General features: G+C 62.5%; 14 protein-coding genes, 1 tRNA gene and 1 pseudogene. 8 read left to right on the top strand and 8 right to left on the bottom strand.

What is annotated here, in order from left to right; genetic code table 11:
* Window positions 1-7 precede the first annotated feature (7 nt).
* Entirely contained in the window at window positions 8-439 is a 432-nt protein-coding gene (locus E5X88_RS22200; RefSeq protein WP_292165137.1) for an ion channel, read from the bottom strand.
* Between the two features lie 234 nt (window positions 440-673).
* On the opposite strand from E5X88_RS22200, the gene E5X88_RS22205 reads away from it, so the two are divergent.
* The 4 genes from E5X88_RS22205 to E5X88_RS22220 all read left to right on the top strand — a co-directional run bounded on the left by E5X88_RS22205 (window position 674) and on the right by E5X88_RS22220 (window position 2,175).
* A complete protein-coding gene (locus E5X88_RS22205; RefSeq protein WP_292165139.1) occupies window positions 674-1,138 on the top strand; it encodes a group III truncated hemoglobin in 465 nt (154 codons plus the stop codon).
* Between the two features lie 55 nt (window positions 1,139-1,193).
* A complete protein-coding gene (locus E5X88_RS22210; RefSeq protein WP_292165141.1) occupies window positions 1,194-1,655 on the top strand; it encodes an Rrf2 family transcriptional regulator in 462 nt (153 codons plus the stop codon).
* Between the two features lie 75 nt (window positions 1,656-1,730).
* On the top strand, window positions 1,731-1,874 hold the full coding sequence (locus E5X88_RS22215) for a hypothetical protein (RefSeq protein ID WP_292165143.1): 144 nt from the start codon (window positions 1,731-1,733) through the stop codon (window positions 1,872-1,874).
* Between the two features lie 85 nt (window positions 1,875-1,959).
* Window positions 1,960-2,175 carry a DUF1858 domain-containing protein gene (locus E5X88_RS22220; RefSeq protein ID WP_292165145.1) on the top strand — a complete coding sequence of 72 codons (216 nt, stop codon included), beginning with the start codon at window positions 1,960-1,962 and terminating at the stop codon, window positions 2,173-2,175.
* Here E5X88_RS22220 and E5X88_RS22225 read toward each other — a convergent pair.
* Window positions 2,115-2,444: pseudogene (locus E5X88_RS22225) on the bottom strand (Crp/Fnr family transcriptional regulator); the annotation flags it as partial. The gene E5X88_RS22220 and the pseudogene E5X88_RS22225 sit on opposite strands and share 61 nt — an antisense overlap.
* A 124-nt stretch (window positions 2,445-2,568) precedes the next feature.
* Between E5X88_RS22225 and E5X88_RS22230 the strand changes: the two are divergent.
* Window positions 2,569-3,006 carry a pseudoazurin gene (locus E5X88_RS22230; RefSeq protein ID WP_292165147.1) on the top strand — a complete coding sequence of 146 codons (438 nt, stop codon included), beginning with the start codon at window positions 2,569-2,571 and terminating at the stop codon, window positions 3,004-3,006.
* 106 nt (window positions 3,007-3,112) lie between these two features.
* Entirely contained in the window at window positions 3,113-4,288 is a 1,176-nt protein-coding gene (locus tag E5X88_RS22235; protein WP_292165149.1) for an NnrS family protein, read from the top strand.
* Between the two features lie 64 nt (window positions 4,289-4,352).
* Here E5X88_RS22235 and E5X88_RS22240 read toward each other — a convergent pair whose 3' ends face one another.
* The 3 genes from E5X88_RS22240 to E5X88_RS22250 form a co-directional block, all read right to left on the bottom strand.
* Window positions 4,353-5,111, bottom strand: a complete 759-nt coding sequence (locus E5X88_RS22240; protein WP_366664795.1) for an SUMF1/EgtB/PvdO family nonheme iron enzyme — start codon at window positions 5,109-5,111, stop codon at window positions 4,353-4,355.
* A gap of 184 nt (window positions 5,112-5,295) precedes the next feature.
* Window positions 5,296-6,402: a copper-containing nitrite reductase gene (gene nirK, locus E5X88_RS22245; RefSeq protein WP_292165153.1), complete on the bottom strand. Its 1,107-nt coding sequence runs from the start codon at window positions 6,400-6,402 to the stop codon at window positions 5,296-5,298.
* 190 nt (window positions 6,403-6,592) lie between these two features.
* Window positions 6,593-6,669: transfer RNA gene (locus E5X88_RS22250), tRNA-Pro, on the bottom strand.
* A gap of 202 nt (window positions 6,670-6,871) precedes the next feature.
* On the opposite strand from E5X88_RS22250, the gene E5X88_RS22255 reads away from it, so the two are divergent.
* Entirely contained in the window at window positions 6,872-8,392 is a 1,521-nt protein-coding gene (locus E5X88_RS22255) for a phosphomannomutase/phosphoglucomutase (protein ID WP_292165155.1), read from the top strand.
* 102 nt (window positions 8,393-8,494) lie between these two features.
* Here the strand turns inward: E5X88_RS22255 and E5X88_RS22260 are convergent, their stop codons facing one another.
* Window positions 8,495-9,376 carry an NmrA/HSCARG family protein gene (locus E5X88_RS22260; RefSeq protein WP_292165157.1) on the bottom strand — a complete coding sequence of 294 codons (882 nt, stop codon included), beginning with the start codon at window positions 9,374-9,376 and terminating at the stop codon, window positions 8,495-8,497.
* A 100-nt stretch (window positions 9,377-9,476) separates the two neighbouring features.
* Here E5X88_RS22260 and E5X88_RS22265 point away from each other — a divergent pair, with 100 nt between their 5' ends.
* On the top strand, window positions 9,477-10,376 hold the full coding sequence (locus E5X88_RS22265) for a LysR family transcriptional regulator (protein WP_292165159.1): 900 nt from the start codon (window positions 9,477-9,479) through the stop codon (window positions 10,374-10,376).
* A gap of 86 nt (window positions 10,377-10,462) precedes the next feature.
* On the opposite strand, the gene betB is transcribed toward E5X88_RS22265, so the two are convergent.
* Together betB and betA are read right to left on the bottom strand one after the other, a co-directional pair.
* Window positions 10,463-11,926 carry a betaine-aldehyde dehydrogenase gene (gene betB / locus E5X88_RS22270; RefSeq protein WP_292165160.1) on the bottom strand — a complete coding sequence of 488 codons (1,464 nt, stop codon included), beginning with the start codon at window positions 11,924-11,926 and terminating at the stop codon, window positions 10,463-10,465.
* Between the two features lie 51 nt (window positions 11,927-11,977).
* Window positions 11,978-13,630, bottom strand: coding sequence for a choline dehydrogenase (gene betA / locus E5X88_RS22275; RefSeq protein WP_292165162.1), 1,653 nt, complete (start codon window positions 13,628-13,630; stop codon window positions 11,978-11,980).
* Between the last annotated feature and the right edge of the window lie 40 nt (window positions 13,631-13,670).

The following is a 13,670-nucleotide window of genomic DNA, read 5'->3' on the forward strand; positions in this document are numbered from 1 at the left end:
CTCCGATTCAGAAATGCTCCCCGGCCTTGAACGGGCCGATCCGGGTTCCCGCCGCTACCAGATAGGCGGTCGACCAGCCTATGAGCAGGAAGCCGTTCACGCCCTCGAGGGCCGCCAGCACGCGCCATCCGTGTGCGGGTACGATGTCGCCATAGCCGACGGTCGAGAAGGTAATGGTCGAGAAGTACAGGGCGGTTTCGAAGTCGGCAAAGATATCGAGCGCCAGGTAAAGCCCGGCCCAGAGCCATACCTCCGTTGTCATGACGGCGAAGAGGCCCATCACCACGCTGATCATCGCGACTGTGCGGCTGCGCCGTCCATGCATGCGAAACCGCGCAACAAGAAGCCCCATCACATGCGTGACGGCGATCAGGCCAAAGGTGTGGACCAGGACCGTCAGACTTATGACCACGGTGCCGATGAGCAGGTTGAGAACCATGCACAAAAAGTAGCAATCGCAACAGTGCCTTCCTTGCGCAAAATCAAACCTGGCCGGTGAACGCCGGCGGCCATGCAGCTTTGGCAGGCAGCACCCGACGACCAAAATAAACATATATTGACAATATATCTTTTACATGGGATGCCGGCTGAACCGCGAACAGGACATTCCTCGAAAGCAAGTTCACCGATCGCGGTCGCAGGACTTGACTGCAGGCACATCAGGAGCACGCACATGACCGTGAATGGTCTCAGCAGGAGAACGATCATTGTCGACGGGGGTCCGTTGCCGGACGTGCTTGATGAGACCATGATCCGCTGCGTGGTTCACGGCTTCTATGACGAGATTCGCCGCGACGAACTTCTCGGCCCAATCTTCCACGACAGGATCGAGCCCAACGACTGGCCGCGCCATCTCGCGAAGATGTGCGACTTCTGGTCCGCGACACTGCTCCGGACGTCCCGATATGACGGCCGGCCGTTACCGCCACACCTGGCGATTTCCGGCCTTGGCGAGGCGCATTTCCGGCGTTGGCTGAAGCTGTTTCGCGCAACGGTGCGCCGTATCTGCCCACCCGAGGTTGCGGCGCTGTTCATGGATCGCGCCCTGCGCATCGCGCACAGTTTCCGCCTCGCGGTCGCCTTCAACCGTGGCGAGACCACGATGGGCATAGAACCAATCGTCGAGAAAGACCTGTGATGCCGAAATGGAGTGGCCTCTGTAAAGGCGTCGTGATTCATCGGAGGAACCATTTGTGCGGCTGACCAACTTCTCGGACTACGCCTTGAGGATGCTGATGTATGCGGCCTCTGCCGACAATCGCCTGATCACGATCGAGGAGGTCGCACGCACGTTCAACGTGTCCAAGACGCACCTCAACAAGGTCGCCAATACCCTGACGCGCAGCGGCTACCTGAAAGCGGTCCGCGGCCGTTCGGGCGGGCTTGCCCTCGGGCGTCGGCCCGAGATGATCCGCATAGGCGATATCGTGCGCCTAACCGAGCCGGATTTCGCGCTTGTGGAGTGCTTCGCCACTGGAAACCAATGCGTGGTCACCGGCTCCTGCAAGCTTTCAGGCATGTTTGGCGAAGCGATGACCGCCTTCCAGAACGTCCTCGACGGTTACACGCTGGCCGACATCACCCTGATGCCCCACGACTTTCTCGGCGGGCCGCCCGCGTCCCGCAGTGCCGGCATGGCGCTAAACGGCGGCTAAGGGGGCTCGACCTGCAACCTCAGCGCCACGCGCTTCACCCGCTACCAATCCGCTTTCCTCGAATGGAGACGAGCCATGACTGAGCCGAAGAAGGACGATATGCCGATAACCAACCATTTCGAGTCGGGCATCGACCTGGACAATACGCTGCTCCCGATGCTGATCGGCGGGCTCGTTCTGATTGTCGTCGGGGCGATAGCGGTCATGGCGTTTGTCTAGTCCGCAATCAGCCGCATGCTTCGGGTTCGCAACGAAGGCGACGTCGGGGAGCCATGATGACGCTTGCAATCGAGGAGGCTCGATCGTGAAGGAGCGCGGTTCGATCGATCCCGACATGGTCGTTGACGAGATCATGAGGAAATGGCCGGCAACGGTGGCCGTGGTGCTGAGATACAGGATGCATTGCGTCGGTTGCCCAATCGGTACCTTCCATACGGTGGCTGAGGCGTGCCGCGAACATCAGATCAACGAGACGGATTTCCTGTTGGATCTGGAATCGGCTGTTCGAGCGGGGAGGTGACGGTCAGCCCTTGGTTCGGGGACCACAAGCCGATGCGCATCCTTGACTGTGACTTCTGGCGTCCGCTGACAATTACCCCCATTCTCTTCCCATTTGCTGAGCAAGCGGCTGACGGTGTGCAGGGTCGTTCCCGTCATTTCGGCAATGTCCTGCCGCGAAATCGGGAAGTCGATTTCGACGCCGCTGTCGGTCTTCCGGCCAGTCTGGTTTGCCAACCGCAACAGCGCGTGAGCGACCCGCTGCTCCACCTCCGTCGACATCTCCAGCACCGCGCCTGCGTCGTGCTGAGGCCTTCTTACCCGAGTTTGCGCAAGCGCAAATTCTCCCGGGGCAGATCAGGCTAAATGGCATGGAACGGCCAAATGCCGCGAAGACGCAACAAAGGACAAATCGATGAAACTTTCTATCCTGGCTGCCGCAATCTCCATTCTCGCGCTCTCCGGCGGCGCAAGCGCGGAGGAGCACGTGGTGCAGATGCTCAACAAGGGCGAAAAAGGCGCAATGGTCTTCCAGCCGGCCTTCGTCCAGGCTGCGCCCGGCGACACCGTCAAGTTCGTACCGACCGACAAGACCCACGACGCCCAGTCGATCAAGGGCATGATTCCGGATGGCGCAGAGCCGTTCAAGGGCAAAACGAACGAGGAAATCACCGTCACGCTGACCCAGGAGGGTGTCTACGGCGTCAAATGCGCGCCTCACTACGGCATGGGCATGGTCGCGCTGATCGCTGTCGGCAAGCCGGTCAACCTCGATGCAGCCACGGCGGTCAAGCACACCGGGAAAGCAAAGAAGGTGTTCGCGGATCTGCTCAGCCAGCTTCCGGCCAACTGATCAGTCACCGATATACAGCCATGCCTGCCCGACGTGAGGGTAGGTTCGGGTCGGACGGACCGAGGGCGGCGGTTCATCCGGCCCTTTTTTATCTGGAGTCACAATCATGGGAATTCCACGTCTGCGGGCCTACTCCGGGCCTGCGTTTCTTTCTTACGGGTTCAGGCCTTTCTTTTTCCTCGGGGCCCTTCAGGCCGGGCTCTCCGTCATGCTTTGGCTGCCGATGTATGCTGGTGAGCTCGATGCTCACAGTGCGCTTGTTCCGGTCGACTGGCATGTGCACGAGATGCTGTTCGGCTACCTGCCGGCGATCGTTACCGGGTTCCTGCTGACCGCGATCCCGAACTGGACCGGCCGGCTGCCCGTGCAAGGTCCGCCATTGCTGGCACTGACTATCCTCTGGATTGCCGGGCGCGCTGCTGTCTTCTTCTCGGCGGATATCGGCTGGGCAGCAGCCGCTGTGATCGACGTGGCTTTTCTGCTTGCGGTCACGGCTGCGGCGGCCCGCGAAATCGTCGCGGGAAGGAACTGGCGCAATCTCAAAGTGTTGCTGCCGCTGGCCGTTCTGGCCTGCGCCAACGGTGCGTTCCATATGGAGGCGCATCTTCAGGGCATATCGGACATCAGCCGCAGGCTCGGCATTGCCGCGGCGATCGTCCTCATCTCGCTCATCGGCGGGCGCATCATTCCGAGCTTCACGCGCAACTGGCTCGTCCGCGAAAACCCGGGCAGGCTTCCGGCGCCCTTCGATCGTTTCGACATGGCGTCGATAGCCGTCACCGTCGCTGCGCTGGGAGCATGGACGGTCATCCCGGACAGCAATATCTCCGGACTGCTCATGGCGATCGCCGCAATCTGCCAGGCATGGCGTTTGTCGCGCTGGGCCGGAGAGCGCACCACACGGGATCCGCTCGTGCTCGTGCTCCATGCCGCATACGCCTTTGTGCCGGTCGGTCTTGCCTTGGTCTCGGCGTCGATATTCTTTCCAGGCGCGGTGCCTGCTGCGGCGGGATTCCACGCTCTTGGCGCCGGCGCGATCGGCTCGATGACGCTCGCCGTGATGGCCCGCGCAACGCTCGGACACACTGGGCGAGCGCTCAAGGCTGGAAGAGGAGCGTCGTTTGTCTTCGCAGCCATCCTTCTCGCAGGATCGCTGAGAACCTTGGGCGCCTTCGTTCCCTATGACGGGGTGATCCATCTGGCCGGCGCCGCATGGGTGGCGGCATTTGCCGGCTTCATCCTGGTCTATGGAACCGCGTTGATGACACCAAGGGCGCGGTGAAGCAGGCGGGAAGCAGGCACGGGCGGCCACGATGGAAAAGGCGCGGCCGCCGCTTTCCTATCTGTCAGATAAGCCCTAGGCGGCTGAGAATCCTTTTCGCCCACCCTGGTCGGTCCCGCACCAGCCTGAACCCCAGATTGTCGGGAGGTGTCCCAACGGCGCAGCCCCCGCTTTTGCCGTCGCTGACGAAGTTCGACATGTAGGTCCGGTGAAATCCCTCGACGACATGGACGCCGCAATTGTCGATCGAACTCGCAACACCAATTCCGTCTGCCGCCAACGTCGCGCGGACATAGCATGTCGATGTCCACTCCCAGACGTTGCCGGAAAGATCGGCGAGGCCACGGGAGTTAACGCCGAAGGAGCCTCGGCTCCTCGGCAATGGGTCCGGCCTGCGGTTGAGTGCGACCTCGGCCTTGTAGCTGGTAAGCCAACGCCTGGCGGGATTGTCGGCGTCGTCTTCTACCCCCTCGAATTCGCCCGTGAAGCGCTCCGCCGCGGCAAACGCCCACTCCTCGTCGGATGGCAGCCGCCAGTGATCGCCGGTCGCCTCCGAATACCACCGCGCGTAGGCATTGGCATCGAGATAGCTCACTCCGGTCACCGGAGCATCGTCCGGGATCGCGCGTGCCTCCTGTGGCGGTTGGCATCCGCCAGCCGCCACGCAGTCCGCGTAGTCTGCCGCGCTGACCTGATAGGTCATGATCTCGAGAGGCTTGTTGAACTGTCGGCTGAGGCGGGGATTGCGTTGCGGACGCCCGTCCTTCAGAAACTCGCCCGGCATGGGATAGACGATCGAACCGGGAAGCAGGGAAACGGTCATGGCCGCGGGAGGGGCCGCAGAGTAGGGCTGTCGATCTCCACCCCGATCGCCGACGGCTTGCATCGACAAGCCCACCGGAATCACTGCGGCCGCCATGGCGACCGATGCAAACCTTGGGATGTGGAGTGGCATGGCATTTGTCCATGCCCGGACAGCGTCGCTGTCCGGGCAAATTAGGGCATCGTCAGTTCGTGGCGACGGGCTTCGGCGCCTCGACCTGCGTCATCAGGTCGTCATTCCACTCGCCCTCGACCATGAAATGAGCGGTCGCTCCAAGTTCCACGGCCTCGATTAAATTGTGGTTGACGTAGGCGTAGACGCCCGGCTGCAGGAAAGTGTAGAGCGCCGCGCCCGCCGATCCGCCGCGAATGAACCAGGTTTCCAGATCCTTGGCCGGCGGGTTGGCGAATTTGCCCTCTTCCCAGACGTAGTCGCCGTGTCCGCCGATCAGGTGCGGGCGCGTATCGCGATTGGCCTGCGAATGGACGATCAATACCGTTTCGCCAACCTTCGCCTTCATCGCGTTGTCGCCGGTCAGCGATCCGGCCTTGCCGTTGAACACCACATGCGTCGGGATCAGTCCGCGCATCACTTTAATCACGTCGTCGTAACCGTCGCCGGCCGTTTCATAGCTCTTGAAGTTGCCCTTCTCATCACGCGGGATGTAGAAGTCGTTCTCGCCGATATAGAAGATACTGTCGTATTTGACCGGCTTACCCTTGTCGTCCTTCAGGCCATCTCGCGGCAGGACCATGATCGCGCCGCTCATGCCGGATACGACATGCCAAGGGATCATCGAGCCGCCGGGCGCGCAGTGATAAACGAACGTTCCCGTTCGGGTTGCCTTGAAGCGCAGGGTTACCTGTTCGCCGGGATTGACCAGCGTGAGCTCGCCGCCGCCCAGCGCTCCGGTTGCGGCATGGAAATCGATGTTGTGGGCGAGCGTGTTGGTATCCGGATTGATGAGCGTCAGTTCGACGTAATCGTCCTGGTGCACAACCATGAGCGGGCCAGGAACCGAGCCGTTATAGGTCATCGCATTGAGCGTCGTGCCGTCGGCGTCGATGACAACAGGCTTCTCTTCGATCGTCATGGTGAATTCGATGATCTTCGGGGCCCCTTTGGCAACCTGGTCGTGCGGATGGACGAACGGCGGCGCCACGAGCTTGATCCTTTCGCGGGCAAGCGTGCCGATGTTCGCCTGGGCGGCCGTTGTGGAAAATGCGGGCATCGCCGCCACGGCGGCAGCGCCAATCGCTGCGCCGAAGAGGGCTTCGCGTCGCGTGAGCATTTTAGTCTCCTATCTCTCAATCGTTGCTGATGAGGGGAAACTACCGGACGTGAGGCGCCTTTTCTTTGCGCTGGCGCAAACTGGATGAAGGCATGTCGCAGGACGGCGGGCGCCGTTCGAATTTGCGCCGCGCCTTTGAGGGTTCCAGGTGCGTAGCGAGTTTCGGGAACCGCTAAGTATTTGTTTTTTCTGGTCGGAGTGGCAGGATTTGAACCTGCGACCCCATCGTCCCGAACGATGTGCGCTACCAGGCTGCGCTACACTCCGTGACCAGACCGCGGGCTTATAGCCGCCGCACTTCGTTCCTGCAAGCGCCAATGGCGGTGCTTCTGTCGCATTTCTTGCGCTTTCGCCTTAAGGTCATGCAGGTTTCAGTTTCCCGAGGGATGAACACGGCTTAAAGGCTCGTGTAATACGCATCGGCCACCTGCCTTGAAACACTTGGTTCCAGTCACTTGGAGTTGCTGTCTTGCCCCTGAAGATCGTTAGCGAAGCCCGTCCCAACACCTTCGAGTTTGAAACCTCGGCGCTGATCAAGCCGTCCGGCTTTCGTGAATATGATGCGCGCTGGTGGTTCGGCCATCCGGCCTCGGCGGAGCCGCCAGAGCTCAACCTGATTGGTGTCCAGGCGCTCGGCATGGGGCTCGGCACGCTGATCCGGCGCCTGGGCGCCGGGCCGGATATCGTGACCGGACATGATTTCCGTTCCTATTCGCTGGCGATCAAGCTGGCGCTGGTTTCCGGGCTGATGGCCGCCGGCGCGCGGGTCAGGGATATCGGGCTGGCGCTGTCGCCGATGGCCTATTTCGCCCAGTTCGCGCTCGATGCGCCGTCCGTCGCGATGGTCACCGCCTCGCACAACGAGAACGGCTGGAGCGGCGTCAAGATGGGGGCTGCGCGTCCCCTGACCTTCGGTCCGGAGGAAATGAGCGCATTGAAGACGATCGTGCTTGCGGGCGACTTCGACCTTGTCGGCGGCGGCTCGTATGACTTCATTCCGGATTTCCGCAAAACCTACCTGGACGACCTGACCCGGGACAAGCGCATATCGAGAAAGCTCAGGGTGGTTGCCGCCTGCGGTAACGGCACCGCCGGCGCGTTTGCGCCTGAGGCGCTGGAACGGATCGGCTGCGAGGTGATCCCGCTCGATGTCGAGCTCGATCATACGTTTCCGAACTACAATCCCAACCCCGAAGACATGAAGATGCTGCACGCGATCCGCGACAAGGTGCTGGAAACGGGAGCCGATGTCGGACTCGGCTTCGACGGCGACGGCGACCGCTGCGGCGTGGTCGACAATGAGGGCAACGAGATCTTCGCCGACAAGGTCGGCGTCATGCTCGCACGCGACATTGCGCACCTTTATCCGGGCTCGACCTTCGTCGTCGACGTCAAGTCGACCGGATTGTTCAACACCGACGCCGCGTTGCGCGCCGATGGCGCCGTCACCGACTACTGGAAGACCGGCCACTCATACATAAAGCGGCGCGTGGCCGAGCTCGGCGCCATCGCCGGTTTCGAGAAATCCGGTCATTTCTTCTTCAACCCGCCGATCGGGCGCGGTTATGACGATGGTCTCATCACAGCCATCGCCATCTGCCAGATGCTCGATCGCAGCCCGACAAGCAGCATGGCCGATCTCTATCGCGCTCTGCCGCTGACCTTCGGCACGCCGACCATGTCGCCGCACTGCGCCGACGAGCTGAAGTATGGCGTGGTCGAGCGGGTCGTGTCCGACTTCCAGGCAATGAAGCAGGAAGGCGCCATCTTCGCCGGCCAGAAGATCGCCGAGCTGATCACCGTCAATGGCGTTCGCGTCGTTGCCGAGGACGGCACCTGGGGCCTGGTGCGGGCGTCGTCGAACAAGCCGGAGCTTGTCGTGGTGGTGGAGAGCCCGGTGTCGTCCGAGCGGCGTCGGCAGATGTTCGAAGCCGTCGATGCGGTGCTGCGCCGCAGCCCGGAGGTCGGCGCCTACAATCAGACGTTCTAGATATGCCCTTCGTCGCATCGCGAGGAAAGGCATATGAAAGGCGGACCCAGCATCTGCAGTGCTCAGCCTCCGGATTCCATCGACCCAGTCGCCCAAGTGAACTCAGGTGGCTGACTGCACAAGCACGCTCCAGTCGAACGCTCTCGCCCAGTCGGCAAAACTGTGCCAGCGAACCTCCTGGAAATCGCGGTGCAAGGCGGCGATATCGACGTCGTAACCGACGCGGTCGAACCACTCGAACATGAGTGCTGCATCCTCGCTCTGCTGGCGAGCCGCAGCGATCGGGATTTCGTGGTAGCCGATCGGGCGGCCAATGGCTTGCGACAGGATCTTGGCTTGGTCTTCGCCGGACAATTCGTCCCCGGCGAAGTCGAAGCGCTTGCCGAACACGCGCTCGCGCCGCTCGACCAGGGCGGCAACGAAGGCTCCGATGTCGGCCAGGGCGACCAGCTGGAGGACACGTTTGGCAGGCATCGCAAAGGCATGCGTGCCTCGGCTGAGCGCGCCGATCGACCACGGCGCCACGATATTCTCCATGAAGGCAACCGGCGCGCTGATCGTGTAGGGGATGCCGAGCCCGGCGACATGTTGCTCGACAAGATATTTGCTTTCGAAATGCGGGATGCCGGTATTCTTGTCGGCGTCGGCAACGGATGAATAGATCAAATGCCCGACGCCGGCAGCCTTCGCCGCGTCGGCGGCAAGAATGCCCTGGCGGGTTTCCTCTGCCATGCCAGCCTCGTAGCTGTTGCCCATCAGGAACATGGTGTCGACGTCGCTTGCCGCTTCCACGACGGAAGCCGAGTCACCGAGATCGCCAGCCACGATTTCGACACCCGCCGACGCCAGCTGCCGTGCGCTATCGCTGTCCGGCTTGCGGGTCAGTGCCTTGACGCGATGTCCCTTCGACAGCAAGGCGCGCGCAACCGCGCCGCCCTGCTGGCCCGTGGCACCGGTAACCAGAATGCTTCGCTTGGTGATCATCTTGTTTGCTCCTTTTCGTTTCGCTGGAGCAGAATTAGGCTCTGTCGCATTGGTGCATAATTGCCTATAATTGGAAAACTTTGTCCCAATCTTGGATACAATGATCGACCTCAACGACATCGTCGTGTTCACTCGCGTCGTCGAAGCCGGCAGTTTCACCGCCGCCGCGCGACTGCTCGCCATGCCCAAGACGACGGTCAGCCGCCGCATTGCCGCGCTCGAGCGCGAGGTCGGGGTTCGCCTGCTGCAGCGCACGACACGCAGCCTCAACATGACGGACGCCGGGCGCCTCTATTACGAGCAGAGCAGCCAGGCGCTGCGGACGCTCGAGGACGCAAATCTGCGCCTCGCCGAAGCAAGAGCGGAGCCATCGGGCACGATCCGCATTTCGGCTCCCGTCGGCTTCAGCGGCTATTTCCTCACCCAGGCCGTGGTCGATTTTCTTGCGATGTTTCCGAAAACCAAGGTCGAGCTGCGCCTGACCGACGACAAGCTCAATCTGGTCGAGGACGGTATTGACCTCGCTTTCCGCACTGGGGTCCTTCAGGATTCCACGCTGATCGCCCGCAAACTCGGCTCCACGCACAGGCTGCTCTGCGCCAGCCCAGACTATCTCGCGCGCCACGGGGTACCGGAAGCGCCTGCGGACCTCACCGGCCACCAGTGCGTCATTGCAGGCTCCTCGACATCAGGTGCTCACTGGCTGCTGGACGGGCCGCACGGGCAGGAAACGGTCACGGTGGCCGGACGCTTCGCCGCCAATGAGATGCAGGCGGTTGTCGCCGCTGCTGCTGCAGGCTTCGGCATCGCCCAATTGCCTCATTCGATCGCCGAGACGTTGATCTATGAGCGGCGGTTGCAGCACGTCCTCAAGGATTACGCGACGCCAGCCGGTGGCCTCTACGTTCTCTACCCGAGCAGCCGGCACCTCTCGCCCTTGGTCAAGGCTTTCATCGAGCTGGCGGCCGAGCGGATTTCCAATCGAATAAACGCCGCTTAAAGGCATGCATGGCGCCTAATCCACCAACGTCTGCGCCCTAACGCAGTATCTGGATCTGACTGCCGACGGCTTAGCAGCCAGCCGTCTCAGTACGGGCTCGCCACGTCACCCGTCTCGACATAAACCGACTTCAACTGCGAATAGAGTGCCAGCGCCGCAAGCGAGTTCTCCCGCCCGATGCCCGACTGCTTGAAGCCGCCGAACGGGATCTCGACCGGCGTCAGATTGTAGGCGTTGATCCAGCACGTGCCGGCCTGCAGCTCGGCGATGACGCGGTGTGCGCGCGGCAGGTCGCGCGTGAAGACGCCCGCGGCAAGGCCGAATTCCGTGTTGTTGGCGCGGTCGATCACCTCGTCCTCGCTGTCGAATTTCAGCACGCTCATGACAGGCCCGAAAATCTCCTCGCGCGCGATGCGCATGGTGTCGGTGACGCCGGTGAAGACCGTCGGCTCGATGAAGAAGCCGCCCTGGAAACCCTGCAGCGAAGGCACATTGCCGCCGCAGGCGAGCACGGCACCCTCCTGCTTGCCCGCCTCGATATAGCCGATGACCTTCTCCTGCTGCGCCTTGCTGACCAGCGGCCCCATCTGCGTTTCCTGGTCGAGCGGATCGCCGATGCGGATCTTCTTTGTCCGCTCGACGAGCCGTTCGACGAAGCGGTCATGGATGCCCTTCTGGACGAAGACCCGCGTGCCGTTGGAGCAGATCTGGCCGGTGGAGTAAAAGTTGCCGAGCATGGCGCCGCCAATGGCGTTTTCGAGATCAGCATCCTCGAATACGATCAGCGGCGACTTGCCGCCGAGCTCCATGGTGGCGTGCTTCATCTTCGAGCCGGCGAGCGACAGCACCTTGCGGCCGGTCGGCACCGAGCCGGTCACCGAGACCTTGGCGACGACATCGTGCCCGACGAGGCCGGCACCGACATCGCCATAGCCCTGCACCACGTTGAACAGCCCGTCGGGCAGGCCGGCCTCGGTATAGATCTCGGCCAAGGCCAGCGCTGACAGTGGCGTGTTCTCCGACGGCTTGAACACCATGGCGTTGCCCATGGCCAGTGCCGGTGCCGATTTCCAGCCTGCGATCTGGATCGGGTAGTTCCAGGCGCCGATGCCGACGCAGACACCAAGCGCCTCGCGCCGCGTATAGGCAAAGGGTCCGCCGAGGTCGACGGCCTCGCCATTGTAGGCTGCGACCGCGCCACCGAAATACTCCAGGCAATCCGCGGCCGAGGGGGCATCCGCCACCAGTGTTTCCTGGATCGCCTTGCCGGTATCCAGCGTCTCGATGCGCGCCAGGTCGGCGTTGCGCGCACGCAATATGTCGGCGGCGCGGCGCAGGATGCGTCCGCGCTCGACCGGCTTCAGCCGCGCCCAGGCCGGTTGTGCAGCACGCGCTGCTTCGATCGCGAGTTCCAGCACATTCGGCGTCGCCGAACGCAGCATCGCGATGGTCTCGCCGGTTGCCGGATAGATGACCGGCAGCGGCGCACCCTGCTCGTCGTCGATGTAGCGTCCGTTGACATAGTGCGATGCGGTCGGCTGCGCGCGCATGGCTGTTCTCCAATGTCTTCGCTAGGGCGGAGCAGGCCGCCCGATCATGGCCTATCTGTCCGACACCTGCCAGCGCGGATTGATCCAGGGTTCCTGGTTGGACGGCGCCAGCGGCGTGCGGCCGAGAATGTGGTCGGCGGCCTTTTCGCCGGTCATGATCGACGGCGCGTTGAGATTGCCGTTGGTGACTCGCGGGAAGATCGAGGAATCGGCGACCCGCAGCCCTTCGACGCCGATGACACGGCATTCCGGATCGACGACGCTCATCGGGTCATCGGTGCGGCCCATCTTGCAGGTGCCGCAGGGATGATAGGCGCTTTCGGCATGATCGCGGATGAAGGCGTCGAGATCGTCGTCCGACTGGACGTGCGAGCCCGGCGAAATCTCCCTGCCGCGATAAGGGTCGAATGCCGACTGGCCGAAGATCTCCCGGGTCAGCCGGATGCAGTGGCGGAACTCGGTCCAGTCGTCCGGATGCGACATGTAGTTGAAGCGGATCACCGGCTTCGATTTGGGATCGGGCGAGCGCAGCGTGACGGAACCGCGCGACTTCGATCGCATCGGTCCGACATGCGCCTGGAAACCGTGCGCCTTCGCCGCCGCCTTGCCGTCATAGCGAACCGCAGCCGGGATGAAATGATACTGGATGTCGGGATAGTCGACACCGGCGCGCGAGCGCACGAAGGCAGCCGCCTCGAAATGATTGGTCGCGCCGAGACCCGACTTGAAGAACAGCCATTGCGCGCCGATCATTGCCTTGGAGAAGGGGTTGAGCACCGAATTCAGCGTGATCGGCAGCGTCGATTCCTGCTGGATATAAAGCTCCAAATGGTCCTGCAGGTTGCGGCCGACGCCGGGCCGGTCGGCCACGATGGGGATGCCGTATTCCCTGAGATGTTCGGCCGGGCCGATGCCGGACAGCATCAGGATCTTGGGCGAATTGATCGAGGAGGCGGCAATGATCACCTCACGTCGCGCCTTGACCACCTGAATCCGTTTGCGCGCTTCGATCTCGACGCCGGTGGCGCGTTGATTCTCGATGATCACCCGCCGGGCGAAACCCTTGACCAGGCTAACATTTTTCCGCCTGAGCGCCGGCCTGAGATAGGCGCTCGCCGCCGACCAGCGGCGTCCGCCGCGAATGGTCTGCTCCATCGGCCCAAAGCCTTCCTGCTTCGCGCCGTTGTAGTCGTCGGTCAGTTCGAAGCCGGCCTGACGGCCTGCCTCGACGAAGGCGCCGTAGAGTGGGTTCGTCCTTGAGCCGCGCTGCACGGTCAGCGGGCCGCCGTGGCCGCGCCAGCTATTCTCGCCGCCGTTGCTGTCCTCCATGCGCTTGAAGTAGGGGAGCACGTCGGCAAACCCCCAGCCAGCCGCGCCCTGTTCGGCCCAATGGTCGAAATCGCGTGCGTGGCCACGCACATAGACCATGCCGTTGATCGAGGACGAGCCGCCGATGACCTTGCCGCGCGGCGTCGCCAGCACGCGGCCGCCGAGATGCGGCTCCGGCTCGCTGGCAAAGCCCCAGTCGTAGAGGCTCATGTTGAGCGGGATCGACAGCGCCGACGGCATCTGGATCAGCGGACCGATGTCGCTGCCGCCAAATTCGATGACGATCACCGAATGCTTGCCATCCTCTGAAAGCCGGTAGGCCATGGCCGAGCCGGCCGAGCCGGAGCCGATGATGACGAAATCCGCCTCAAGCATGGTTCACATACGCCATGAAGGTAGCGAGCAAGGGAACACG

This window comes from Mesorhizobium sp., from assembly GCF_004962245.1.
In the GTDB taxonomy this organism is placed as follows: Bacteria; Pseudomonadota; Alphaproteobacteria; order Rhizobiales; family Rhizobiaceae; genus Mesorhizobium.

Coding starts and splice junctions, on each gene's coding strand:
- E5X88_RS22265 (WP_292165159.1), top strand. CDS start 9,477: ATGATCGACCTCAACGACATCGTCGTGTTCACTCGCGTCGTCGAAGCC.
- E5X88_RS22205 (WP_292165139.1), top strand. CDS start 674: ATGACCGTGAATGGTCTCAGCAGGAGAACGATCATTGTCGACGGGGGT.
- betA (WP_292165162.1), bottom strand. CDS start 13,630: ATGCTTGAGGCGGATTTCGTCATCATCGGCTCCGGCTCGGCCGGCTCG.
- E5X88_RS22235 (WP_292165149.1), top strand. CDS start 3,113: ATGGGAATTCCACGTCTGCGGGCCTACTCCGGGCCTGCGTTTCTTTCT.
- betB (WP_292165160.1), bottom strand. CDS start 11,926: ATGCGCGCGCAGCCGACCGCATCGCACTATGTCAACGGACGCTACATC.
- E5X88_RS22200 (WP_292165137.1), bottom strand. CDS start 439: ATGGTTCTCAACCTGCTCATCGGCACCGTGGTCATAAGTCTGACGGTC.
- E5X88_RS22260 (WP_292165157.1), bottom strand. CDS start 9,376: ATGATCACCAAGCGAAGCATTCTGGTTACCGGTGCCACGGGCCAGCAG.
- E5X88_RS22230 (WP_292165147.1), top strand. CDS start 2,569: ATGAAACTTTCTATCCTGGCTGCCGCAATCTCCATTCTCGCGCTCTCC.
- nirK (WP_292165153.1), bottom strand. CDS start 6,402: ATGCTCACGCGACGCGAAGCCCTCTTCGGCGCAGCGATTGGCGCTGCC.
- E5X88_RS22240 (WP_366664795.1), bottom strand. CDS start 5,111: ATGACCGTTTCCCTGCTTCCCGGTTCGATCGTCTATCCCATGCCGGGC.
- E5X88_RS22215 (WP_292165143.1), top strand. CDS start 1,731: ATGACTGAGCCGAAGAAGGACGATATGCCGATAACCAACCATTTCGAG.